At 60.5% G+C, this 24,332-nt stretch carries 18 protein-coding genes; 7 read left to right on the forward strand and 11 right to left on the reverse strand.

Features of this window, described 5'->3' with window-relative positions; translation table 11 throughout:
- Positions 1 to 161: 161 nt before the first annotated feature.
- On the reverse strand, positions 162 to 962 hold the full coding sequence (locus DW645_RS08850) for an SDR family NAD(P)-dependent oxidoreductase (protein WP_006235414.1): 801 nt from the start codon (positions 960 to 962) through the stop codon (positions 162 to 164).
- Between the two features lie 294 nt (positions 963 to 1,256).
- On the opposite strand from DW645_RS08850, the gene DW645_RS08855 reads away from it, so the two are divergent.
- Positions 1,257 to 3,020 carry a hypothetical protein gene (locus tag DW645_RS08855; RefSeq protein ID WP_118227271.1) on the forward strand — a complete coding sequence of 588 codons (1,764 nt, stop codon included), beginning with the start codon at positions 1,257 to 1,259 and terminating at the stop codon, positions 3,018 to 3,020.
- Positions 3,021 to 3,387: 367 nt separating this feature from the next.
- Here DW645_RS08855 and queA read toward each other — a convergent pair whose 3' ends face one another.
- The 3 genes from queA to DW645_RS08870 all read right to left on the reverse strand — a co-directional run bounded on the left by queA (position 3,388) and on the right by DW645_RS08870 (position 5,822).
- Entirely contained in the window at positions 3,388 to 4,599 is a 1,212-nt protein-coding gene (gene queA / locus DW645_RS08860) for a tRNA preQ1(34) S-adenosylmethionine ribosyltransferase-isomerase QueA (protein WP_117773026.1), read from the reverse strand.
- Between the two features lie 70 nt (positions 4,600 to 4,669).
- Positions 4,670 to 5,245 (reverse strand): epoxyqueuosine reductase QueH, encoded by a 576-nt coding sequence (locus DW645_RS08865; RefSeq protein ID WP_118227272.1) that lies wholly within the window; start codon positions 5,243 to 5,245, stop codon positions 4,670 to 4,672.
- Positions 5,246 to 5,255: 10 nt separating this feature from the next.
- On the reverse strand, positions 5,256 to 5,822 hold the full coding sequence (locus tag DW645_RS08870) for a DUF3267 domain-containing protein (RefSeq protein WP_118227273.1): 567 nt from the start codon (positions 5,820 to 5,822) through the stop codon (positions 5,256 to 5,258).
- A gap of 132 nt (positions 5,823 to 5,954) precedes the next feature.
- Between DW645_RS08870 and DW645_RS08875 the strand changes: the two genes are divergently transcribed.
- Both DW645_RS08875 and DW645_RS08880 read left to right on the forward strand, forming a co-directional pair.
- A complete protein-coding gene (locus DW645_RS08875) occupies positions 5,955 to 8,105 on the forward strand; it encodes a methionine--tRNA ligase (RefSeq protein WP_118227274.1) in 2,151 nt (716 codons plus the stop codon).
- 36 nt (positions 8,106 to 8,141) lie between these two features.
- Positions 8,142 to 9,245: an RsmB/NOP family class I SAM-dependent RNA methyltransferase gene (locus DW645_RS08880; protein WP_118227275.1), complete on the forward strand. Its 1,104-nt coding sequence runs from the start codon at positions 8,142 to 8,144 to the stop codon at positions 9,243 to 9,245.
- 24 nt (positions 9,246 to 9,269) lie between these two features.
- On the opposite strand, the gene DW645_RS09965 is transcribed toward DW645_RS08880, so the two are convergent.
- Positions 9,270 to 9,440, reverse strand: a complete 171-nt coding sequence (locus DW645_RS09965; RefSeq protein WP_158564430.1) for a hypothetical protein — start codon at positions 9,438 to 9,440, stop codon at positions 9,270 to 9,272.
- Between the two features lie 190 nt (positions 9,441 to 9,630).
- Between DW645_RS09965 and DW645_RS08885 the strand changes: the two genes are divergently transcribed.
- Positions 9,631 to 10,722, forward strand: a complete 1,092-nt coding sequence (locus DW645_RS08885; protein WP_099431937.1) for a hypothetical protein — start codon at positions 9,631 to 9,633, stop codon at positions 10,720 to 10,722.
- Between the two features lie 81 nt (positions 10,723 to 10,803).
- Here DW645_RS08885 and DW645_RS08890 read toward each other — a convergent pair whose 3' ends face one another.
- Positions 10,804 to 11,694: a DegV family protein gene (locus DW645_RS08890; protein ID WP_117855671.1), complete on the reverse strand. Its 891-nt coding sequence runs from the start codon at positions 11,692 to 11,694 to the stop codon at positions 10,804 to 10,806.
- Positions 11,695 to 12,014: 320 nt separating this feature from the next.
- Between DW645_RS08890 and DW645_RS08895 the strand changes: the two genes are divergently transcribed.
- The 3 genes from DW645_RS08895 (at position 12,015) to DW645_RS08905 (ending at position 15,032) form a co-directional block, all read left to right on the forward strand.
- On the forward strand, positions 12,015 to 13,931 hold the full coding sequence (locus DW645_RS08895; RefSeq protein WP_118227276.1) for a fructose-1,6-bisphosphatase: 1,917 nt from the start codon (positions 12,015 to 12,017) through the stop codon (positions 13,929 to 13,931).
- A gap of 78 nt (positions 13,932 to 14,009) precedes the next feature.
- Positions 14,010 to 14,405 carry a GtrA family protein gene (locus DW645_RS08900; protein WP_117855673.1) on the forward strand — a complete coding sequence of 132 codons (396 nt, stop codon included), beginning with the start codon at positions 14,010 to 14,012 and terminating at the stop codon, positions 14,403 to 14,405.
- A gap of 219 nt (positions 14,406 to 14,624) precedes the next feature.
- A complete protein-coding gene (locus tag DW645_RS08905; RefSeq protein WP_055250894.1) occupies positions 14,625 to 15,032 on the forward strand; it encodes a GtrA family protein in 408 nt (135 codons plus the stop codon).
- Positions 15,033 to 15,192: 160 nt separating this feature from the next.
- Here the strand turns inward: DW645_RS08905 and DW645_RS08910 are convergent, their stop codons facing one another.
- The 5 genes from DW645_RS08910 to DW645_RS08930 all read right to left on the reverse strand — a co-directional run bounded on the left by DW645_RS08910 (position 15,193) and on the right by DW645_RS08930 (position 24,086).
- Entirely contained in the window at positions 15,193 to 16,077 is an 885-nt protein-coding gene (locus tag DW645_RS08910; RefSeq protein ID WP_233540757.1) for a DUF4430 domain-containing protein, read from the reverse strand.
- Positions 16,078 to 16,086: 9 nt separating this feature from the next.
- Positions 16,087 to 19,794: a DUF4430 domain-containing protein gene (locus DW645_RS08915; protein ID WP_158568716.1), complete on the reverse strand. Its 3,708-nt coding sequence runs from the start codon at positions 19,792 to 19,794 to the stop codon at positions 16,087 to 16,089.
- 431 nt (positions 19,795 to 20,225) lie between these two features.
- Complete coding sequence (locus DW645_RS08920; protein WP_118227278.1) at positions 20,226 to 21,989, reverse strand: AarF/ABC1/UbiB kinase family protein; 1,764 nt, start codon at positions 21,987 to 21,989, stop codon at positions 20,226 to 20,228.
- 8 nt (positions 21,990 to 21,997) lie between these two features.
- Positions 21,998 to 22,414, reverse strand: coding sequence for a hypothetical protein (locus tag DW645_RS08925; RefSeq protein ID WP_118227279.1), 417 nt, complete (start codon positions 22,412 to 22,414; stop codon positions 21,998 to 22,000).
- A gap of 148 nt (positions 22,415 to 22,562) precedes the next feature.
- On the reverse strand, positions 22,563 to 24,086 hold the full coding sequence (locus tag DW645_RS08930; RefSeq protein WP_118227280.1) for a C69 family dipeptidase: 1,524 nt from the start codon (positions 24,084 to 24,086) through the stop codon (positions 22,563 to 22,565).
- Positions 24,087 to 24,332: the final 246 nt, after the last annotated feature.

The following is a 24,332-nucleotide window of genomic DNA, read 5'->3' on the forward strand; positions in this document are numbered from 1 at the left end:
AGCGGGTGGTTTAAAGCTGGCCGCTGCGCGGCCAGCAGACTAAAGTCTTGAATGAAAGGGCGCTGACCTTCTGGTCGCGCCCTTGAAATTGAACGGCAGATTGTCCAAATGCGGCCCGCGCAGCGTCGGCCGGTCCGCCGTTCGGTAGAACGGCGGAACCCCTAAGGACGCTGGCCCATGCCACCCTCGAGGGTGACGGTCTCGCCGTTCATATACTTAAAGTCGGGACCGCAGAGCTGAACGACAACGCGGCCGATTTCCTTCTCGACGTCGCCGTAGTGGCCAGCCGGCGGCATGTGGACGTTGGCCTTGAACGCCTCGGGATAGGCATCCTGGAAGTTCTCGAGCGCAGCGGTCCAAGCAAGCGGGCAAACGATATTGACGTTGATGCCGTCCTTGCCCCACTCGTTGGCGGCAACGCGAGTCAGACCACGGATGCCCTCCTTGGCGGCGGCATAGCTGCACTGACCATAGTTGCCAAACAGGCCGGCGCCCGAAGCAAAGTTGACCACGGAGCCCTTGGTCTCCTTCAGGTGCGGGTAGGCCTTCTGCATGTACAGGTAGGTGGCATACAGGCCAGAGTAAATGGCCAGGTTAAACTGATCCATGGTGTGATCGGCAATGGTCACGCCCGAGGCGCTGGCCTGAGCATTGTTGACGACGGCGTCGATGCGGCCGAACTCCTCAATAGCCTTGTCGATGACGTTCTGGACGACGGCCTCGTTGTCCTGACCAGCCGAGACATCGGCCTGAACAGGCAGAACCTTGACACCGTACTCGGCCTCGAGAGACTCCTTGGCGGCCTCGAGCTTGGCGACGTTGCGGCCAGTGATGACAAGGTTCGCGCCCTCCTTGGCAAATGCGATATCGATGCCGTAGCCGATGGAGCCAGCGGAGCCGTCCTTAAGCGTGGCCTTGCCGCCGCCGGTAACGATCACGGTCTTACCAGTGAAAAGTCCCATATAAAGTCCTTTCAAATCGCGACGGGCCTGCCCGTCGACTGCGCGCATCCAACTTCACGCGCCAAAAGCTGAAATGCAACTTTAGCGGGTTCAAGTGAAAAATAAAGCCCATGGCAGGCGAACGGCGCAACGTCTTTCGGCGAAGGGAATGTCAAGTACAAACTGGATAAAGTGGCCGAGTTTTTGCTATCGACGCGAGCCATCGAACACGTTTTGAAACTTTGCTGCAGTGCGCGGGATGTCGGCGCGAGACTTTATCATAGGGTGACAAACAACGATGAGGAGCACATGCCTATGACAGACGAGCTGGACCCCCAGACTCAACAGCATATTGATGATTCCGCAGACGTCACTGCAGATGCCGACGCTGTGACCTGCGATGATATTGACCTCGACGACCCCATCTTGGACGAAAGCGCTACGGCGGAAACCCCCGGCGCCGAAGATGCCGGCGAGCAAAACGACGATGCGCCCGCTCAGGACGACGACCCCGTACAGGATGCCGCTTCGCAAGCTGCGGGCCCTATCGAGGTTTCTTCGGAAGAAGAGCTCGACGCCGTCATGGACTCCATGATGGATGCCGTCAAAGCGATGAAAGACGCCGTGGCCGACGCTGACGTTGACGCCGAGGAAGAGGAGGCCGCCGAGGCAGCCTCGACCTTCGTACCCGGCGAGACTCCGGTTGCCGACCAGGGCAGCGCCATGCCCTCGTTTCTGCAGCTCGAGCATCCCACGATTGGCGCTGATGCGGTCGACCCGCACGCAGCAGGCTTTTCTGTGATCGAGGGCGGTACCGGCAATATCGCCGTGCCGCAGGCTGCCGATGCGGACGCTGCCGACACCGCTCGCCCGACCGCCCCGCACTCCTCCGCCGCGAGCCGCGATCTGGGGACCGCTGTCTCGAACACTGCGAACGCCGTGGGCACCTTTATCGCCCAGGGCGCCTCGGCCATGCGCGAGATGAACGCCGCGAAAAAGGCACTTGCCGATGCCCGCGCCCACCTGGCCGAACTTGAGCAGCGCATTGCCGATCAGGCCGAGGAACTCGAGACGCGCCAGGATATCGCAGGCCGCTACGACCAGATCGTCGCCGACCAGCGCCAGGCGATTGCCACGGCCCAAAAGACTGCAGCGGCCGCCGAGATTGACCGTGATGCCCACGCCTCCAAAGCGACAAAGCTCAAGGGTCAGCTCGAACAAATGAAGACAGAGGATGACGCGACTGAGCTCCGTCTGAAGGCCACGCTCGATGCCGTGGAGGCCCGCGAGGCGAGCTCGCGCGAGACCGGCAACCGCCTCGTTCGACGTCTTGAGGATTCCAAGCGCATCCGCGACAAGGTGAAGGCAGAGCGAGACACCGGCATTGCCGCCGCACAACAAACCGTCGACGCCACGCGCGCCCAGCTCGAGACACTGCGTCATGAGTATGCCGAGCTGCAACGCAATCCCTCGGCAAATCCCGCCAACTATACGGTGCGCACCAGCGAGCTCTCGATGCAGATTTCCGACACGGCAGATGCCCTGCGTAAAGCCGAAGAAGATGTCCCGCGCATCACCGCCGACCTTGAGCATTCACTTGCCGCAGCCGAGCAGGCCGTCGAGCAGGCTCAAGCCCCTATCGCCGACGCAAAACGCGCGCACCAAGCCGTGACGACCGAAGCCGATGCCGCGCGCGACGAGTTGCAGACGGCGAAGACTGCCGCCGCGACTCGTCAGCGCGAACTGCGCGAGAAGATCGCCGCGGAGGACAAGGCACGCCGCGACCAGGAGCAGACCATCGCCAACGCCCAAGCAGATGCCGCACATGCACAGTCGATCATCGAACAGGCGACCGAGGTGCACGACCACCCAGAGATCACTGAGTCGCTTGCAGGATCCTTGGCCCGAGACAAAGCCGAACACGCCGAAACCGAGCGCGAAGTGGCCCAGCTCGAGGCTACCGAGGATGACGTACGAGAGCGCACCCGCGACTCACGCATCAAATTCACCGGCGCCATCGTCTGCATCGTCGCCGTGATTCTAGCGATCATCCTGGTCTGGCTCTTCGCGAGCAAGTAAACCAGTTGCCAAAAAACGTTCAACGCAGTTGTGGTGAGATAGTTCCTGTTTAGTCCTCAATAAGGCCAATTCAAGAACTATCTCACCGCAACCTATTTAAATCGACGCAAGGCAACCTATCCCTCTTGCACCAATCTCTTGACATAAGGACTGTCCCCAAGTGCCGACACAAAAGGAACGTCCCCAAGTGCCAACAAAGGCGACGCCGATGCCTTGGCAAAGTCAGCGAAAACCCGCCAGAGCGAGCAAGGTGCCTTGAAACGAGGCGGCATTGACCTTCTGGTCATGCCGCCGAAGTTGAAAGGCAGATTGCCGCTCTGGCGGGTTTGCAGCGTCGAGCCGTTACGCGGTTCGTAGAACCGCGTAACTAACAAATGAGCATCGCATCACCAAAGCTGAAGAAGCGGTAGCGCTCCTCGATGGCGGCGGCGTAGGCATCCATGATCTGGTCGCGGGTGGCAAGCGCGCTCACGAGCATCATGAGCGTGGAGCGCGGCACGTGGAAGTTTGTGATCAGCGCGTCGACCACGTGATAGGTCGAGCCGGGCATAAGGTAGAGCTGCGTCGTGGCGTTCTCGCGCACCACGATGTCACCGCGGCCAAGTGTATCGGCCCCGTCCTCGCGGCCCTCAAAATAGCGCGCCGTCACGGCCGGATCGGACACCGGTGCCTCAGCGTCAAAGGCGCTCTCGAGCGAGCGCACTGCGGTGGTACCGACAGCAATCACGCGATGCCCCTCGGCCTTAGCCTTATGCACGGCGTCGACAACCTCCTGCGACACGTGGTAGCGCTCGGTGTGCATCACGTGCTGCGTGGGGTCGTCCTCCTCCACCAGACGGAAGGTATCGATACCCACCTCGAGCTCGACGGCGGCAAACTTCGCACCCTTGGCCTCGATAGCGGCCATAAGCTCGGGCGTAAAATGCAGACCCGCCGTAGGAGCGGCAGCCGAGTGCTCCTCCTTCATGGCGTAGACGGTCTGGTACTTCTCGGGATCGCCCTCGTAATCGGTAATGTAAGGCGGCAGCGGCACGTGGCCGGCAGCATGGATGGCCTCGTCGAGCGTGCGCGGGTCACCGGCGGCATTGCAACCGGCCGGCTCAAAACGCACCAGACGACCGCCGCGGCTATCGGTGACAAAGTCGATGACCTCGGCCATCAGCACCACGGGAGCCCCCTCGGGCGCATGGGCGCCACCGGCGCGATACTCAATCTGAGCACCGGGCTTCAGGCGCTTGCCCGGCTTGACCAGGCACTCCCAAACGTGACCCAGCGGGTCAACATCCTCGCGGCGCTTGAGCAGCAGCGTCTCGACCACACCGCCCGAGCCAGCCTTGCGACCGATAAGACGGGCCGGCATCACGCGCGTCTGGTTGATGACGAGCACATCGCCCGGCTCGATATAGTCGATGATGTCGCGGAAGATGCGGTGCTCAACGGTACCGCCATGCTCTAGCGGCGTTCCTGTCTCGGAGCCTTTGCGATCAACCACCAGCAGGCGGCAGGAGTCGCGCGGCTCGGCAGGAGCCTGGGCAATCAGTTCCTCAGGAAGGTTGTAGTCAAAATCATCGGTACGCATAGACACGTCGGATACTCCTTATATAGCTAAAGTCCGCTCTACATCCTAGCAGGCTGACGTCCCAAACGAACTACTTTTTGGCGGCTTTGCGCTCGTCGCGGATGCGGGCGCGGTCCATGGCCGCCTCGACAGCCGAGAAGCGGCAACCACAGTAGTTCTGCCGATACATGCCAAGCTCGCGCGAACGACGTGTCGCCTCGGGGTAATACGGGCGAAAATCGCGAATCACCGGGGTGAGCCCGTGTGCCGCCGCCAAGCGCTCAAGCACGTCATTGCAGGTATCGAACAGCTGGTACGGCGAGACGGCGAGCGTCGTGCCCACAAACTCAAACCCGCGCTCCTGGGCCACGCGGCACGCCTCGGCCAAGCGCAGGGCATAGCACGCGCGACAGCGACGAGGCCGATCGACACCCAGCGGTGCCACGCCGGTCTCCCAGCGATCGCGGTCCTCCCCTGCCTCGATGAGCTCGATGTCGCCATCGGCACACCACCGGCGCAGCTCGTCCAAGCGGCGCTGCCATTCATCGCGCGGTTGAATATTGGGGTTGGTCCAGCAAATCGTGGGCTCAAACCCCTCCTCGCGCAGCAGGCGAACCGGCTCAAGCGAGCATGGTGCACAGCACGCATGCAGCAACAACGACTTCATCGACATCTCCTCACCCAAAAAAGCGCACGCCAAAGGACGTATCCTCGCAGGCGACAATGCGGCGGTCGCGCAGGATGGTCCGCACGTAATACCAATCGCCCACGCAGCCCGACAAGTGCAGACCAGCCGCCAGGTAGCACAGCAGCGGATAGCCCGAGAACGCAAACCCCAGGGCAAACGCCACCGTCAAAACAACCGTGGGCGCCAGGCAAATGGCCATGTACCGCCGACGCGAATACACAACGCCCTCGGCGCAGGCATAGATCATCGCCGTCTCACGATTCGCGCCAAAGGTCACCTGCGCGCCCGCAGGCGCCAGCAGCTTAAAAAACACCGCATGCACCAGCTCGTGCACGGCAAACGACGCTGCAGAAACCGCAGCCACACCGACCATCCAGCCCACGACGGTGGTCCAGCCGCCCGCCTCAGCCGCATCCAAGTCCGCAGGCCCGCCCAGCAGCATAAACATCGGCACCAGGCACACGGCAAACACCGCGATCACGGCCATCCCCCACACGAAGCAAGCGTGTAGAAAATCCTCGTCCTCAAACGCATGTATGTTGGAAATCTCATTCATAGCATCTTAGGATAGCGCCCCTGCCACGTACCCGTCCGCATGTGCGATAATGTCGAACGATATGCACGAATTGACCACCGCATCGCCAGGCCTTGCGCCCGGCCGCGCTCTTACCATATGCGAAGGAGTCCCATGGCATCCAAATACTCCATGAACGACCGTCCCAGCTGGCCTCGCCGCGCCATCGTTACCGCCGGCGAGCCCTACGGCAACAAGGGCCTTCACTTTGGCCACGTTGGCGGCGTCTTTGTCCCGGCCGACTTCTTCGCCCGCTTCCTGCGCGACCGCCTGGGCCGCGAGAACGTCATCTTCACCTCGGGCACCGACTGCTACGGCTCGCCCATCATGGAGAGCTACCGCAAGCTCAAGGAGAATGAAGGCTACGATAAGTCCATCGGCGAGTATGTCGAGTCCAATCACTCCCGCCAGGCCGCGACCCTCAACAACTACAACATCAGCTGTGACATCTACGGCGGCTCGGGCCTTGAGCCGGCTGCGCAGATTCACAACGAGGTGACCGCGGAGATTATCGAGCGTCTGCACGAGCAGGGCACCATCTCCAAGCGCTCCACGCTGCAGTTCTACGATGCCAAGGCCGGCACGTTCCTCAACGGCCGCCAGGTCATCGGCCGCTGCCCCATCCAGGGCTGCAAGTCCGAGAAGGCTTATGCCGACGAGTGCGATCTGGGCCACCAGTTTGAGCCCGAGGAGCTCATCGCGCCCAAGAGCCAGCTCACCGGCGAGGTGCCCGAGCTGCGCCCGGTCGACAATCTCTACTTTGATCTGCCGGCCTACCTCGACTTTATGAAGACCTATACCGCCAAGCTCGCCCAGAACCCGCAGGTTCGCTCCGTGGTCTCCAAGACCATGGAGGAGTGGCTGCTGCCGGCTCAGCTCTACATCCAGAACAAGTTCCGCGAGGCCTTCGATGCCGTCGAGGGCCAGCTCCCCGAGCACACCGTGCTGGAGCCCGAGGGCAACAAGAGCAGCTTTACCGTCACCTTCCCCAGCTGGAAGGAGCGCGACGACGCCCACGCGGTGCTCGCCAACGGCGGCGTGCGCTTCCGCAGCGGCAAGGCGCTCGTGCCCTTCCGCATCACCGGCAACATCGACTGGGGCGTTCCGGTGCCCGAGGTTGACGGCGTAACCGACGTCACCTGCTGGTGCTGGCCCGAGAGCCTGTGGGCGCCCATCAGCTACACTCGCACCGTGCTCGCACGCGATGCCAAGGCCGCCGGCGTGACCGAGGGCGTCGCCGCCCAGGATGCCGCCCTCATGGGCGAGCCCGCCGCCGATTCCACGCAGGTCCCCGTGCCCACCTACCAGCACAGCTCGCTCGACTGGCGCGACTGGTGGTGCTCGGACGACGCGCAGATCTACCAGTTCATCGGTCAGGACAACATCTATTTCTACTGCATCGCGCAAACCGCCATGTGGGAGGCCCTGGGTTGGGACCTTACGCAGAGCACCGTCAGCGCCTGCTATCACCTGCTCTACATGGGCAAAAAGGCGAGCTCGTCCTCGCAGACCCCTCCCCCGCCGGCAGACGACCTGCTCAACCACTACACCTGCGAGCAGATGCGCGCGCACTGGCTGTCGCTCGGCCTATCCGAGAAGCCGGTGAGCTTTAGCCCCAAGGCATACGACACGCGTGTGACCGGCAAGGACAAGGACGGCAACGAGGTGCGTGCCTGCGACGACAAGCGCGTTATCGATCCGGCCCTTAAGGAGAGCGCGCTGCTGACCGGCGTCTTCAACCGCCTGGCCCGCAGCTGCTTCTACGGCGTCGCCATCAAGGAGAGCGACGAGAGCCCCTATCGCAACGGCTGCATCCCCGCCGGCGCCGCTTCTGACACCGTGGTCGAAGCCGCCCAGCAGGCAGCCCTCGCCTTTGAGCAGGCCATGTACAAGTTCGAGACGCACCGCGCGCTTGCCGTGTGCGACGACTACCTGCGCGCCGCCAACAAGCGCTGGAGCGACGCCTCCAAGGCCGCCAACAAGCTCGAGGGCGAGCCGGCCAATGCCGCGATGACGCAGGCCCTTGTCGACGCCTTTACCGAGCTGCGCGTGGCGACCGTCCTGATGCACGGTATTGTGCCGGCCGGCTGCGAGCTCATCTGCGAGTACTTCGACGTCGACCCGGTCGCTTTCTTTAGCTGGGATAACATCTTTGCCTCCACGGACGAGTTCGTGGAGATCCTGGGCGAGAAGCCCGGCGAGCACCGCGTGAAGCCGCTGCCCCCGCGCTTCGACTTCTTTAGCAAGCACGAGAGCCAGTACTAAACACTCGACATGTAATGGAATGGGAAGGAAAGACGGATGTCCAAGCCGCGTCGTCGTAAGCAGAAAAAACAGGTCAAGGCCGAGCTCAAGCTCAGGCAGTTTGCCGCCACCGAGCTTTCCGACCAGCTTGCCGCCCAACACTCCGCCGCCGACCTGCCGCGCTTTATGGTCGACACGGTCGCCGGCGCCTATGCGCCCGCCGATGCCGAGCTCATGATCAAGGGCTTCGGCGCCGCGGTCACACGCCCGGTCACGCTGCGCGCCAACACGCTCAAGGCAACCGCCGAGGACATCGCTGCGGCGCTCGATGCCGCCGGCATCGCCCACAACCCCGTCGCCTGGTATCCAGACGCCTTCATCCTGCCCGACGCCCAGGTTTCCGACCTGTGGGACCTCGACATCTACCGCGACGGCAAGATCTACTTGCAAAGTCTGTCGTCCATGATGCCGCCGTTGGTCCTGGGCGCCCAGGCATGCGAGGACATCCTGGACATGTGCGCGGCCCCCGGTGGCAAGACGACGCAGATCGCCGCCCTCACGCAGGGCCAGGCGCACCTTACCGCCTGCGAGATGAGCATTCCCCGCGCCGAGAAGCTCGAAGCCAACCTCCACCGCCAAGGCGCAAAAAACGTGCCCGTCATGCGCATCGACGCACGCGAGCTCGACGAGTTCTTCCGCTTTGACCGCATCCTGCTCGATGCCCCCTGCACCGGCACGGGCACCGTCATCAGCGGCAACGAGAAAAGCCTGCGCGGCCTGACCGAGCAGCTGCTGAGTAAGTGTGCCCGCTCGCAGCGAGCACTTCTGGACCGCGCCATGGGAGCCCTTAAACCGGGCGGCACGCTCGTCTATTCGACTTGTTCGATCTTGCCGCAGGAAAACGAGGACGCCCTGCAAGAGGCCCTCGACAAGCACATGGATTGCGAGCTTATCCCCCTCGACGGCACGCCGAGCGAAAGTGAAACGCGCCGTGCTCAGGAAGTTGGCGAAGAGCCACGCATCGAGTGCAACGCCCTCACCGAGGCCATCGCCGCCAGCCACGTCTCGTCCGTCGCCAACGGTATGCCCGGCACGCTGACCATTCCGCCTAGCCGCGACTTTGAGGGCTTCTACATTGCCCTGATCCGAAAACGCAGCTAGCGCACGGATCCAAAACTCAACAAGCTATCTCTGTGCGCGTTTGCCCTGCTGGTCGCGATGCTGTTTAAGCATCGCGCGCTCCTTGCGTTCGGCCCTTTTGCCTTTAATGGCCGTAACCACAAAATAGATGACCGCGGCGGCAACGATTGCGCCCACACACAGGCCAATCGAGCCCAACATTGCTGTCAATTCCATACCGCGTCACCTCTCTTTTAAACGGGACTTTCAAGATAGCACCTCGATCCCCGCCACCACAGCTCCTTCACGTTCGCCGCCCTTCGGTCTAACGGGGGACGCGGCGGGGAAAAATCAACTCGTCAAACGATTTAGCAAGCACAACGCTGCCGGCACCCTGCCGGCCGTCATCACATAGAATCGAGCCTCCATGGATACCCTCAACGATCTAAACGAGCGCGTCGACGCCTTCGTCGGCACCAGCTCCTTCGACACGCCTGCCGCGGCAAACGACCAAGCTCCCATCGATGTGCCCGCCGAAGTTCACGAAGACATCGTCGCCTCGGTCGATTTCTCCGAGGTCGAGCTCGCAGACGAGTTCACCGAGCCCCAGGTAGCCGTCACGCCCAACGGCCTGCTCCCTATGGAGCCCCTGCCCATCGACGGACGTCTGCGCAAGGCTGCCCTTCGCATGCCCGACGAGATCGAGGAGGCCAGCGGCTTCACGCTCTTCGGCCGCCGCATCAAGTCGCTCATTTACACCACCGATGTCGCGGTCATCCGCAACTCCAACGCCGATGCCGTCTTTGCCGTTTACCCCTTCACGCCGCAGCCGGCCATTACGCAGGCACTGTTGACCGTCGCCGAGTGCCCGGTCTTTGTAGGCGTGGGCGGCGGAACTACGACCGGTAAGCGCTCCGTGCAGATGGCAGCCGTCTCCGAGATGCAGGGCGCGGCGGGCTGCGTGGTCAACTCCCCCGCTACTGCCGAGATGGTCGAGCACATCACCAACATCGCCGACATCCCCGTCATCGCTACGGTCGTTCGCTGCGACGACGATGCCCACGCCAAGGTGCGCGCTGGAGCCAAGATTCTCAACATCGCCGCCGGCAAGAACACGCCCCAGGTCCTACGCGAGCTGCGCAAGCACTATCCCAACCTGCCGCTCATCGCGCCGGGCGGCAAGACGCCAGAGAGCATCCGTGAAACCATCGCCGCCGGCGCCAACGCCATCATCTGGACGCCGCCTTCGGCCCAGCAGCTACAGACCGACATGATGCAGCGTTATCGCAAGATGAAGGAAGACGCCACACCTGTCATCTCGCACGACGATGTGCCCATTATCGACCAGGTCTCCGCCGCCGAGGTCAGCCAGGTCGAGAACATGAATCCCGACGTGCCGATTCCCGACGAAGTCATCGAGCGCGTCGCTTCGATCCACGAGCGCGTCGAGGAGCATCGCGCCAACCGCGGCCTCAAGCCGTCACTGCACGGCTTCTTCTTCCGCGGAAAGAAACGCTAACCCCAACAGCAAGGCCCGCCCCACAAACGTGAGGCGGGCCGTTTTCGTTTGAGCAATCATGCAGCGATGTGATGGGGCAAACTAATCCACGCGCTTGTCGCCCATAAAGAAGAGCGCCACCGTACCAGGTCCGGTATGCGAGCCAATCAGAGTACCGATGTTATTGATCTCAATCTTGCCTTTAAGCTGCGGAATCTGTTCCTCGATCAGCGCCGCAACTGCCTCGGCATCCTCGCGGCACGCCGAGTGCGACATGACGCACTTACCCGAATAATCCGCACCGTCCTGCACGTGTGCCATCATGGTCTTGGCCATCTCGGAAATCGCGCGCTTCTTAGTGCGAATCTTCTCACGTGGCGACAGCCCACCTTCGCAATCGACCGTCATAAGCGGGCAAATCTTAAGCGCCGTGCCGATGATCGCGCTCGCGGCCGAAATGCGACCACCGCGCAGGTAGCTCGACAGATCGGTCGAGAAGAACCAGTGGTGCAGGTTGAGCCTGTGCTCCTCAATCCAAGCGGCCGTCTCGTCGAGTGAAGCCCCGCTATCGCGCACGTCGGCGGCACATTCCGCCAGCAGGCCAAAGCCCGAAGACGCTGCCAGCGAATCGATGACGCGCACCTTGCCGCCCTGGGGATAGCGATCCGCGAGCATCTGCGCCGCAACGCAGGCCGATCCATACGTGCCCGAAATACCCGACGACAACGTCAGGTGCAGCACGTCTTTGCCCTCGGCAACAAGCGGCCCCCAAAACTCCTCGTACTCACCCACGCTCACCTGAGACGTCTTGGGCATGGCGCCCGCGGATATCTGGGCAAAAAACTCGTCCGGCGTAATCGACTGATACAGATCGTCCGTATAGACAACATCGTCGATCTCGTAATGAAAACACACGACAGGGATATTGCGCGATTCAAAGAACTCCCGAGTTCGATCGGCGGCGGATTCACAGGTCAGGACAAAATCACTCATATGAGGCTCCTTACTCATTGCTGCGCAAATTATCGCACAGTGAGCCTATATACGGTACATATGTCCACTATTTACCAAATCGAACCAATAATAGCGAACATCTTTACCACCATCGTCTCCACCGACCCCACGCATAAATATCTGAGAAAACACCTTCTGTCGTCTCCACCCAACCGCCATATCTACCTCAACTAAATCGATTTACCAAACCGTTCGGCCAACAATTCGACCTCCCACCCCCAATCGAAACAAAAGCGGCGCATACTGATAAACGTTTGACGCTGTTTATCAGTTTTACCAACCCCATCGGAAGGTGTTTCATGGTCGCATTCGATCGCAATCCGCAAGACTTCAAGTATCTGCGTCTGCTGTCGAAACAATTTCCCACCGAGCAATCCGCGTTTACCGAGATCATCAATCTCTCGGCCATCCTCAACCTGCCCAAAGGCACCGAACATTTTATGAGCGACGTGCATGGCGAGTACGAAGCCTTTATGCACATCCTCAACAACTGCTCGGGCGTCGTGCGCGAGCATGTCGACGAGATTTTTGGCGACACGCTCACCTTTGACGAGAAGGGCGAGCTGTGCACGCTCATCTACTACCCGCACGAGAAGATCGAGCTGGTCCGCAGCCAGCGCGAGGACTCGCCCACCTGGTACAAGACGATACTTGACCAGCTCATCATGGTTGCCCGGTCGCTTTCGAGCCGCTATACGCGCTCCAAGGTGCGTAAGGCCATCCCGCGCGATTACGCCTATATCATCGACGAGTTGTTGCACACGCACCCGGACGAGAACAACTATCGCGTGCGCTATCACGAGCGCATCGTGGAGTCCATCCTGGAGACCGCAAGCGCCGACGACTTTATCGAGTCGCTTGCCTCGCTCATCAAGCGCCTGGCCGTCGACCACCTGCACCTGGTGGGCGACATCTTCGACCGCGGTGGCGGCGCGGCCAAGATTATGGACCGCCTGCTCACCTACCATTCACTCGACATCCAGTGGGGCAACCACGACCTGCTGTGGATGGGCGCTGCGGCCGGTGAGCCCGCCTGCATCGCCACGGTGCTGCGCAACAACCTACGCTACGACAACTACGAGATCCTGGAGAACGACTACGGCATCTCGCTGCGTGAGCTTGTCGCCTTTTCCGATGCCACCTACACCGCCGGTGAGTCCATCACCCCGCTGATCAAGGCCATCAACGTGCTGCTCTTTAAGCTCGAGGGTCAGATTATCCAGCGCCACCCCGAGTTCGACATGACCGACCGCCTGCTACTCGACAAAATCGATCACGACACCGGCACGGTCACGCTCGCCGACGGCAGCGTGTGGCCGCTCACGACCAATGACTTCCCCACCGTCAACCCGGCGGACCCCTATTCGCTCACGCCCCAAGAGCAGCACATCATCGACAAGCTCGTGTCCGAGTTTGTCACCGCCGATCACCTGCATCGCCATATCGATTTTCTCTATTCCCACGGCTCGATGTACAAGGTCGCCAACGGCAACCTGCTGTTCCATGGCTGCGTGCCGCTCAACGAAGACGGCACCTTTAGCAGCATGAACTGCCTGGGCACCTGGCACGCTGGCCGCGATTATCTCGATTTTTGCGACCACATCGCCCGCCGCGCCTGGCGCGTGGGCGACCGCGACGCTCTCGACTGGATGTGGTACCTGTGGATTGGCTTTAACTCACCCGCCAGCGGACGCCTGGTGCGTACCTTTGAGCGCGCCTATATCGCCGACAAGAGCACCTGGGTCGAGCCGATGGACCCGTACTTTACGCTTACCAAGTCGCCCTCGGTCTGCGACGACATCATGCGCGAGTTTGGCGTCGCGCCCATGGCATGCTCACCGACCGGTCACATCATCAACGGCCACACGCCCGTTAAAACCACCAAGGGCGAGCAGCCCATCCGCGCCGAGGGCAAGCTGCTGGTCATCGATGGCGGATTCTGCCGCGCTTACCATCCCAAGACGGGCATCGCCGGCTACACGCTTATCTCGAGCTCGCGCGGCTGCCGCCTCAAGTCGCACCGGGCCTTTACGACGGTTGCCGAGGCACTCACGCGCAACGTGGACATCGAAAGCGAGACCAACCGCTTTGACGAGGCCGACCGCCGCCGCATGGTGAGCGACACTGATACCGGTGCCAAGATCCGCAGCCAGATCCAGGACCTACGCCAACTGCTCGATGCATATAGAAACGGTGCTATCGAGGAGCGCGCCTAGCTCCACCCGCGGGGATTGGCTAAACTTGCTGAGTTTGTCATCCCCGCGGCGCTTCGGCGCCAGCTTAAGGCAGGTACCATGCAAAAGCTCCTTGCGCAGATCATGAAATTTGGCGTCGTCGGTGTCATTGCCACGGTCATCGACTTTGGCATTATGAATCTGCTCCACTACGGTCTGGGCCTCAACATCCTAATCGCCAATACCAGCGGCTTTATCATCTCACTCATCTTTAACTACCTCGCCAGCATGAAGTACGTGTTTGCGCACAAGGAGGGCATGAGCCGCCGCCGCGAGTTCATTATCTTTGTCGTGTTGTCCGTGATCGGCTTGGCTCTCAACGACGGTATCGTGCTGGCGCTCAACACCGGCTTGGGGCTTGAGGCCAATATCGCCAAGATTTGCGCCACCGCGCTTGTCATGGTCTACAACTTTGTGACCCGAAAGATCTTCCTGGAGGGCGACGAGACCAAATAGCTCGACACACCTGCAGCATTACGGCGCCCACGGACGACGCGCGCTCAGCGCAGTATCGTCCGTGGGTGCCGCTCGTTTACGGGCAAATTTTCAACGTTTGCGGATTAGCACTTGATAATTTGGCGAGTTCGTATAGTTCTTGGCAAAGACCTTACGTTTCCCTTGCAAAAGCTCTAAAGTATCCCCTGCTCGATTCATCAACGCATTGGATGTGATTACGTGCGCAAGGCACTGGCACAACCTCATACCAAGCAGTTCCTCAAGTTCGCTGTCGTGGGTCTTATCTCCTTTGGCATCGACTGGGGTATGCTCATTGCGCTCGTCGAGCTGTTTCACCTCGACTTTTTGATGAGCACCACGGTCTCGTTTACCACCTCCGTTGTGGTCAACTACTGGCTCAGCATGAAGTACGTGTTCGACCACCGCGAGGGCATGAGCCGCAAGCGCGAGTTCACGATCTTCACCATCCTGTCGGTGATCGGCCTGGGCCTCAACGACCTATACATGTTTGTGGGCGTCACGTTTTTGAGCATCGGCTACCAGGCCATGAAGGCCATCGCCACGTTCCTCGTCACCTGGTACAACTACTTCAGCCGTCGCTTCTTTCTCGAGGGCGCACGGTCGTAGTCGATTCGCTATTTGCTTGAATGTATAACCGGTTGGAATTCCCATTCCAACCGGTTTTTTTGTTTGCCGAGAGACCCGGCGACCCAATCCCATCCGCATGAAAAACGGGCGGCCCGGATGTTTGTCCGAACCGCCCGTCTGGCGCGCTATGTCGAAGCCTCTAGCCTGTAACGTAATACCAGACCACGTTGTCGCCGTTGGAGAGAACGTAGTTGCTGCAGGCCGTCATGGGCGTTGTGCCGTTGACGGAGTACATCCAGCCGCTCGTGCCGCCGTACTGTTTCTCGGCCAAACCACCAATCGCAGAAACATACGTGCCGTACGACGAGCCATGTGCGTTGACAGAAAGGCCCAGCGCGCACAGGGCATCGTAGACGGTAGCGCCTTCGTTAAAGGTAAAGGTGCCACCAGAAGACACAGGATTGCCCACAGCGCTCGATGTGACCGAAACCGTCACCGTTACGTAGCTGGACTCCTGCGAGCCGCTCTGGCCGCCCGAGGGAGCGCTTCCGCCATTAGAGCTGGAGGCTCCATCAGACGACTGACCGCCGCCCGAAGAAGCACCGCCAGACACATTGGAAGTATCGCCGGCTCCCGTATTCTGGGCAGCGGATTTATCTCCAGACTTCTTGCCGTCCCGACCATCGGACTTCTTGCTATCCGAGCTTTTATCCGATTCCTTGTTTGAAGACTCGGAATCGTCCTTGGACTGATCTTTTGCGTCATTCGATGACTTGGAATCCTTGGAACTGGCCTCGCCCGAAGTCGTAGTCGAGCCAGACGCCTTGGTGTCCTTGGTGACGACGCTCTCCCCCGTCACGGTCTGAACGAGCCAGTCAATGGACCAGGCGCCGCTCTCGGAAGGATGGACGAAGCCCAGCGATATGACAATCAGCGCAACGCACGCGGCAATCAGAACGCCAAGAAGCGCCTTCCGTCGAGGGGCGGACGCCGCCGAAGCGGCGCCCTGTTGCTTTGCATCGTCGAACTGAATGAACGAGGAATTTGGTTGCTTGGGGTCAGCGTCCTTGGATTTATTGGACACAGCCCTCACCTACCGACGTTTGGTGAACACGAACACGCCGACGATGGCGAGACCGATGACGCCGGCGGCAACGCCAACAATGGCGAGCGGGTTGGTGCCAATCTCCTGCTCGGAAGCACTAGAGGACTTCTTAGCAGTGGTCGTGGAAGCAGCACCCGTATCGGACTTGGAATCGGACTTCTTGTCGGACTTGTTGTCCTTGGTCTCGGTCTTGGTCGACACCGTCGTCTTGGTCGTCGGCTTATGACCCGGGGCGATAGCGCCGCCGGCCTGCTGGCCCTTCGTGCCGGAGCCGGAACCCATGCCCGTGTCAGCACCGGAACCGTTGCCAGCGCCACCGTTGCCACCATTAGTGCCAGAACCGCCATTGCCGCCAGGGTTAACAGCATTCTCGGTCCACTTGGCATACAGCGTCAGATCGGCCGTCACCGGCGTACTGAAGTCATACGCCTGCGTGCAAGCCTCATCGGTATACCAACCGCCGAAAGTGTAGCCATCGCGCGTCGGATCGGCCGGCTTGACCAGCTTGCCATCGGCCGTAGCAACAAACTTAGTATCGCAAGCAGACCCGCCGTTGGAATTAAAGGCAACCGTCCAAGACTCAACGGCCCCGAGCTTGAACAGCGTGCCCGAGTCATTGATGTAGTACAGGTTGCCAGATGCATCGGCAATGACCGGAGAGTCACAGTACTGGTAATGGCCAGCCGCATCATAAATCTGCGTCGCCTCTGCATCGCCGAGCGTATAGCGATACACGCCACCACCAGTTGAGTAGTTGACGTAATCCTTGCTATCCGCGCTGTTCACGGTGAAGTACACGTAGGTCTTGCCGCCCTGAACACTCACCAGCGGAGTAGCAGCAATACCGTTGAGGCCAGCCGGCAGCGCCTTGCCGTCGGCAGCAGCGACCATCGTGGTCTTACCCGTCTTCAGGTTATAGAGAACCAGAGCAGAGCCCTTAGCCGTCTGTCCGCCGACAATCAGATTGTCACCAGACACCGCAGGGGCGCTCAGATTATTCGTAAGGCCCAGATCAACCGTCTTCTGTTCACTCAGCACGCCCTTTGCCGAAAGCGAAATCACATGGAGCTTTCCGTCGTGCGTCATCTGATAGAAGGTCGAACCATTGGACGGATCGGCAATGCAATCGGCATTTGCGACAGCGCCGAGCTTCATGGTCGAAACGACATCGCCCGTCGTCTTATCAATGCACTTAAGCGTGCCCGCGCTCGTAGGAACAATGGCGTACTTATCCGTCAGCGCAGCGCCAGTCCAATAATAGCCCTCGGAGGGGTCAATGTTCTGCCAAGAAACTTCGCCCGTGGCAATCTTGATACGCTTCAGGGAGCCGTTGCCGTAGGTCGCGTTGTAGTTCTCGTCATACGAAATATCGACCGTACCAACATAGACGTACTCGCCGTCCGAAATCACGGTGCAGGAGCTCTGCGTCAAGTCCGTCAAACCGGGCGTCAGCCACTTGCAGATCAGCTTGTCTGCAGTAATCGCCTGGACCGCACCGCCGTTGAGCGGAACGATGATAAGGCCATTGGTATAGATCGGACGAGAGGTATAGCTCACCTTGGAGGCAAGCGGCGCAGAGGCAACCTTTTTGCCCGTGGACGAATCGATCTTAATGAGTTCGTTCTCGGTCGCGATGTACACAAAGCCGTTAGCGATGACAGGCTCGCTGCAGTTGGCATACTGCTGGCCAGACTCGGCCTTCCAATCGAAGGCCCACTTAAGACCGGCGGCCTGCGCAGGCGTCTTGGCATCCGTTACGGTCGAACCGTTGCCACTGTTGCCGTAGCCGGCCCACTCGGCACCCCAATCAGGAGCCGTCGCGCTCGGGTCCACGACAATCTTGTCGGGATCGGGCATGGCCGAATCGTCGGTGGTATATGCAAGCGTAACCTTATCGCCGCTCTTGAGCGTAATCTGATTGGCGCAGAGTAAGGAGGGCTCTCCATTGATATACAGGTGCCAATATTTATTGGTCGCAGCATCCCAGACATACGGCTTGTGATCGAACGGCGAAGTAATGGAATTAAGGGACCAGTACTCACCACTCTGGGAGCCGTTGTACGTAACGCCCTTGGCCTTCAGAGCTACCTCAATAAGGTTCTGGGCCGTGGAGCCTTCGGGCAGAGAAACATTGCTTGCCGTGCCCCAACGCGTATTGTTCCCGTTGACATCGGGACCGATAACATCGACGGACCCAAGAACCTGACCGGGGAGGGCATCGGCGTCAGCACCATACATAAAGGTGACGGCGTCACCCTCCTGGAGCTTGTAGGCACCGGCGCCAACGTCGGCGAACTTGCCATTTACGTAGAATTGCCAATAGCTCTTGGTCGCAGCATCCCAGCCATAGGACTTACTGTCGAACGGCGAAGTAATGCCGTTGAGGAACCAGCCCCAAGACGATTCGCCAGCATCGAGAGTAAGGCCGGTCTGCTCAAGGAGATCCTTGGCAGTAGAGCCCGCCTTGAGACTCGTCTGGCCCGTCGAGGCCCACACCTGCTGCTTGCCGTCCTTGTCCTTGCCAAGCACCTGAACGGAAGCATGAACGGAATCAGAGGGCAACTGGTCGCCCCAGCCACCGTAGAACCACGTGACGGTATCGCCGGCATGAATGGTGACATTGTCCGCCGTATAGTCGCTCGACTTGCCGTTGATGAACAGCTGCCAAGAGGTCGAATAATCGAGCGGCGTACCCAGCTCAACGCCGTTGTACTTAAGGCTCAGAATGAAGGAGCCTGCAGCAACGGCGTCGATGCCATTCGCCTCGAGCGCGACCTTCGTAAGGTCAAGTGCGCTCGAGCCGGACGTCACCACATACTGCGCGTTATCGACCCAAGTCTGAGTCTTGCCCTGGGCATCGCGACCAATGACGGTCACATTCGCAGCAAGCTGGTCCTTAACGACAGGGGACGAGCTACCAGCCGTATAGGCAAACTCAATCTTCTGCCCCTGGGTGAGCTTGACGCTGCTCGCGCCAACCGAGGAAGACGCACCATCAACAAAGAGCTGCCAGAAGGCACCAGTTGTCGCGTCGTAGGCAAGCGTGCGGCTATCTGTCGGGGACGTAATGCTCTTGAGGTAGAACCCGTATGCCGTGTTTGCATCGTAGTCTGCCTTGAAGCCCGTCTTCTGCTGCAGCTTAACGAAGGCGTCCGCAGCCGTCGCGCCCTCGTCGAGCTTGAGTTGCGTAGGTGCCACCCAGGTCTGAGCCTTGCCGTCGGCATCGGTGCCGATAATCGAGAACGAGACCTCGACTTGCTTCTTGGCGACATCGCCGGTTTCTGTCGGGTTCTCTGCCTGGACGGCAGCCACGGCGGCAGATCCTGCTTGGCCAGCGGATGCCGTCGAAGACTGCTCGCTCGCGGTAGGGTTCTCCCCCGTCGCCGAGCCCTCGTCGCCAGTTGCCGCCTCTGTTGTGGCGGCACTAGCTGCAGGCGCGCCCTCGGAATCCGAAACCTCGGCCTTACCCTGGTCGGCAGCACCGTCCGCGGCCCCCGTGCCCTCACTCGGTGTCGCAGCCTGAGCCACAGCCCCGGCAATGCCCTCGGCGCCCTCGGCCCACAACTGAGCCGGCGTGGTGCCAAAGGCCATCGCGAAGGCCAGGAATGCCACCAGGCCGCGCTTGGCTACGCCGCGCGCAATTGCGCCACGGCGATGCAACGAGGCGCGCTCGCGCTCGCCCTCAAACATATCCATTTGTCCCCCATTGTCTGTACTTGGAGCGTTGCCTTGAGGCTGCCCCACGTCATCGCGCATGTTGCGCTCGAGTTCCCCCATCGGGGTCCCCCTTCCCTCCAGAGCCCTATGCACACCGGCGGCATACGCCGCAGCCGCATGCAAGATGGGAGGCGATCCGACTTAACCTTAACGACTCGGGCACGTCGTCCGATCTGCGACGCGAACATCCCGAGCCAAGAGGAATTACGGTTACTGGTACAGCTGGGGACTTGCACCCCGATTCTCCCAAACGCGCAGGAAAACCGCGCATTCGTGCGTCTCCGCACCACCATCTAGACCATCGATTATTACCGTCGATATGGTAGCACGCAAAAGGGCCTCGCACGCAGGCGAAGCCCAAGGTAAAAGCTATTGTTTGCGATAGGAAAATGCGGTGACGGTCGCAGCCTCTAGTGCTTGCCACCGTGACTGTTGAGCCAGATATTGCGGCCCAGCATAAGCGCCAGCACCAGCGCGCTCACGTAGCCCATAAAGCCAATGACTGGGATACCAAACACAACCGGCTCGATGCGCGCGTAGTACACCACCGACGAACCGATAAACAGACCGGCGATCACAATTGCCATCGACATGCGGTCGATAATTCCGCCCAGCTGTCGCAGCGCCTTATCGCTGCTCATGATCTGCGTGTTCACCTTAAGCTGGCCGCGCGTGAGCATACGCGAAGCCAAGCCCAGATACTCGGCCGCCTCGAGCGAGCCTTTTGCCGCGCGATAGCTGCTCGCGGCAAGATCGCGTCCCATGTCGCGCACGCGCGCATAAGTGCTTTTTTCGTTTTTGATATGCGTCTGAATGATCTGGATCATGTTGACGTTGGGCATATACTCGGTCAGCAAGCCCTCGAGCGTCACCATGCCGCGCGCGAACATCGTCACCACGCTCGGCAGCTCAACGTCATTCTTACGCGCGAGGTTTAACAGCGAGGTCAAAAACTCGCCGATATCCAGATCCTTCAGGTCGAGGCCCGCAAAGTCTGCGACGATAAAGTCCAAATCGGACAAAAAGGCCGAATGATCGAGCTCAGCCGAGTCGCCACGCGTCACGGCGAAGCGCATGAGCGAATCCTTGAGCTTGGGCACGTCACCCTCAGCCACGGCGAAAATCATGTCCTTGACGATACCGCGATCGTGACTCGACATGCGTCCGACCATGCCCAAGTCGATAAAGTAAACGATGCCGTCCTTGAGAATAATGTTTCCCGCATGCGGGTCGGCATGGAAAAAGCCGTCGTCGAGCACCTGCGTCGAGTAGTCCTCGACAATCGCGGCACCGATCATTTCCAAGTCATAGCCCGCGGCCACCAAGCGTTCAGGATCGGCGATCGAAATGCCGTCGACGTAGTCCATAACCACCACGTGCTCGGTGCACAAGTCCAGATAGGATTTAGGGCACGTCACGCCATGAACGCTCTTATGGAACTCGTAGAAGTCGTTGAGGTTTTTGGCCTCGGCCAAAAAGTTGGTCTCCTCGCGAAACGAGGTCCACAACTCCTCGACTACGCCGTGCAGGTCAACGAATTGATCGGTGTTGACGAACTTGGAAACGATACGCACCACCGAGCGGATGATATCGATGTCCTGTGCCATAACCTGCTGCGCACCGGGGCGCTGCACCTTAACGGCCACGTCCTCGCCGGTCACCAGGCGGGCACGGTGTACCTGCGCGAGCGACGCGCTTCCGAGCGGATTGGGGTCGATCGCGTCGAACATCTGCCCCAGGCGCTGGCCGTACTCCTCTTCCAGACACCGGAGCACTACCTCATACGGCACCGGCTCTACATCGGAGCGCAGACGACGCAGCTCGTCGCAAAACCGCTGCGGCAAAATCTCGGAACGGTTAGCCAGAATCTGCCCCATCTTGACGAACATGGGGCCGAGCTCTTCGAGCAGACGGCGCAGGCGCACCGGCGTGAGGTTGTCCCACACGCGATACTTTTTGATCAGGCGAACAATCTGCCCAATGCGCTCACGACGACCTGCCGGCGTGAGTTGGTATTCCTCGTCCGGTGCCATCGCGTCGGGCTCTTCGGGGACCATATCGACAGCGCGCGGCTTCTTGCGAGCGCCCGAGACGGCGGCATCGACCTCATCGACAACCGCCGCCTCGTCACCCAAGGGATCTAGATTGTTGTAATCGGTAGTGGAATCTGCCATCTGCGCTGCTACTCGGCCTCTTCGGTGTCCCCTGCATCGTCGGGCTCAACGGACTCGACGGGCACCGAGGTCACGTTGTCCTCGACCGAATCGACGATATCGCGCACATGGGCCAGGAAGGCCGTGCGCTCGGGGGCGGTCATAACGCGGACGCGAGCCAGGATGAGCTCATCGAGCACGCGCTGGGCCGCAGTCTCGCCCTGCATGCCCAGGCGCTCGGTCAGGTCGGAGATGGTGCCACCCGCCTGCTCGAACATATCGGACACGCTGCGGGCGATATCGGGGGTGCCGGCATCCTTGCGGACCTGCTCGCCCTTGGTACCGAGGTCGTCGAGGACCTTCTTGCCGCCCTCGACGGCAACGGCGGCGGCACCGAAGCCCACGTTAATGGCGCCGTTAACAAGCTGATCGAGTTTCATAACCATGGTTGGCTCCAATCATGAACAACTGCATTGGCCTTCTTGTACCCAAGATTGAGTGAACGACACAAAATCGTTTTACCGCCAAGATAGAAATCGAGCGGGGCAAAGCCTTTGACGGCGTTTGCCCCGCTCGTTCGCTGCAATACGGCTTTTACCTAATGTTGTCGTTCATCGCGAAAGAGTTCTTCATGGCGCAGCTCGTGGTGTAGAGCACCTTGCCCAACAGGGCATCGGTCTCCACGCGCATGAGCTCGGCAAAGGCCTCGTTGGCGCGGGCGAGCTCGGCGGGCACTTCGGCCTCGGGCAGCGTGGCTACGACAGCGTCAACGTCGTGAATCTGCTTGTGGCCCATGCCGCCGACCTTCTCCTGGTAGTCCTCCACGGCGCGACCGCACTCATGGAAACGGACGTCGGCCAGGGCGCCGATCAGGCGGTTGGCCCAGTAGAAGTTTTCGGACGTTACGCGAGCCTGCGTGTCGGCATAGTACTCGGGCATGGTCTCGACGTTGGCGTACAGCGGAACCAGCGCGTTAAACGAGTTGGAGCCAAAGGCCATCCACTGCACGGCGCGGTAGGCCGGCTGCGCATAGGGACGCAGCTGCAGTACGGCGAGTTGGCTGTTGCGGTTGATCCCGATGGGACGATAGGCGCCGCGTGTGGCGGGCGTACCCTTGCTGCCGTAGCAGTCGTACTCCGTGCCCTGGTAGTGGCTCGAAAGCACGTACTTGATGTCCTCGATGGTCACCTTGCGCTCGGGCACGCGGCTCCAGGGAATATCGTCGCTCTCGGGCGTGTAGTCGGCCTCGGGGCCATCCCACACGTCGCTGGGGTTGAGGCAGCGCTGCATGTACCAAGCGCGCGGCGTGTTGTAGACATGGTCGCTGTCGCTGTGCGAGCCAAAGGCCTCGCGCGGGTTAAAGACCACGGCCGGGCCGTCGCCATCGACGCCAAGCGTCAGGTCCAGATGCCACTCGGCCATCCAGGCGCGCAGGTCGGCGGAGCACATGTGGTCGGCCTGGGCGCCCTCAGCGTCATCCAGGTCAAAGCTGTCGATACCCAGTTGGTTGGGCATGGTCACATAGGCGTCGTCGGGCACGCGCTTGGCGATCCAGTGGTGGCCGCCGATGGTCTCGAGCCACCAGATCTCGTCCACGTCGCTAAAGGCGATGCCGTTGTTCTCGTAGGTGCCGTAGCGCTCGAGCAGGTCGCCCAGGATACGAACGCCGTCGCGGGCGGACTTGGCGTAGGGCAGGACCAGGGTCACCATATCCTCCTCACCCAGGCCACCAGGCTGCGCCGGCACATAGCCGTCCTCACCCTCGTTGCCCTTGGCGGGCACGTAGTCCACAAGCGGGTCGGCACCGCGGACGCGCTCGTTGGTGGTGAGCGTCTCGGTTGCGGACATGCCCACATTGAGCTCGTTGAAACCGGCCTCGGCCCAGATGCCGTGGCCCGGGACAACATCGGGGACGCTCGTGTAGCGCATGGGGTTATCGGGCAGTTCAACGGTCAGGTGACTCAGGACGCTCGTGTAGACGCGCGGCTGCTCGTCGGGATGCACCACGCGCATACGCTTGGGCTCAAACACCCCGTTGGACGAGTCCTCGTTGCGGGCAACCAACGTCGACCCGTCGTAGCTCGCGTTCTTACCAACCAAAATCGTTGTGCACGGCATGCGCATCCTCCTTGAGCGAAGAAATCAAACGATAACAGTGTATCGCTTCGGCGCAGAAAGGGCGAAACCGCGGCGCTGGCAACCCCTGTGGTCAAAAAATGCCAAATGTGTGTACTGTCACCAATTTAGTAACATCAATTTTGCTACGTATGGGTGTCAAAAGTCTACATTTGTTCAAAAATTAGATGATGTAAGGTAGCGCACAGAGATGTGGTGTAAGAGGCGGGGCATGCCCCGCCTCTGCCC

It is taken from the genome of Collinsella sp. AM23-17 (genome assembly GCF_003470945.1).
Classification (GTDB): Bacteria; Actinomycetota; Coriobacteriia; order Coriobacteriales; family Coriobacteriaceae; genus Collinsella; species Collinsella aerofaciens_O.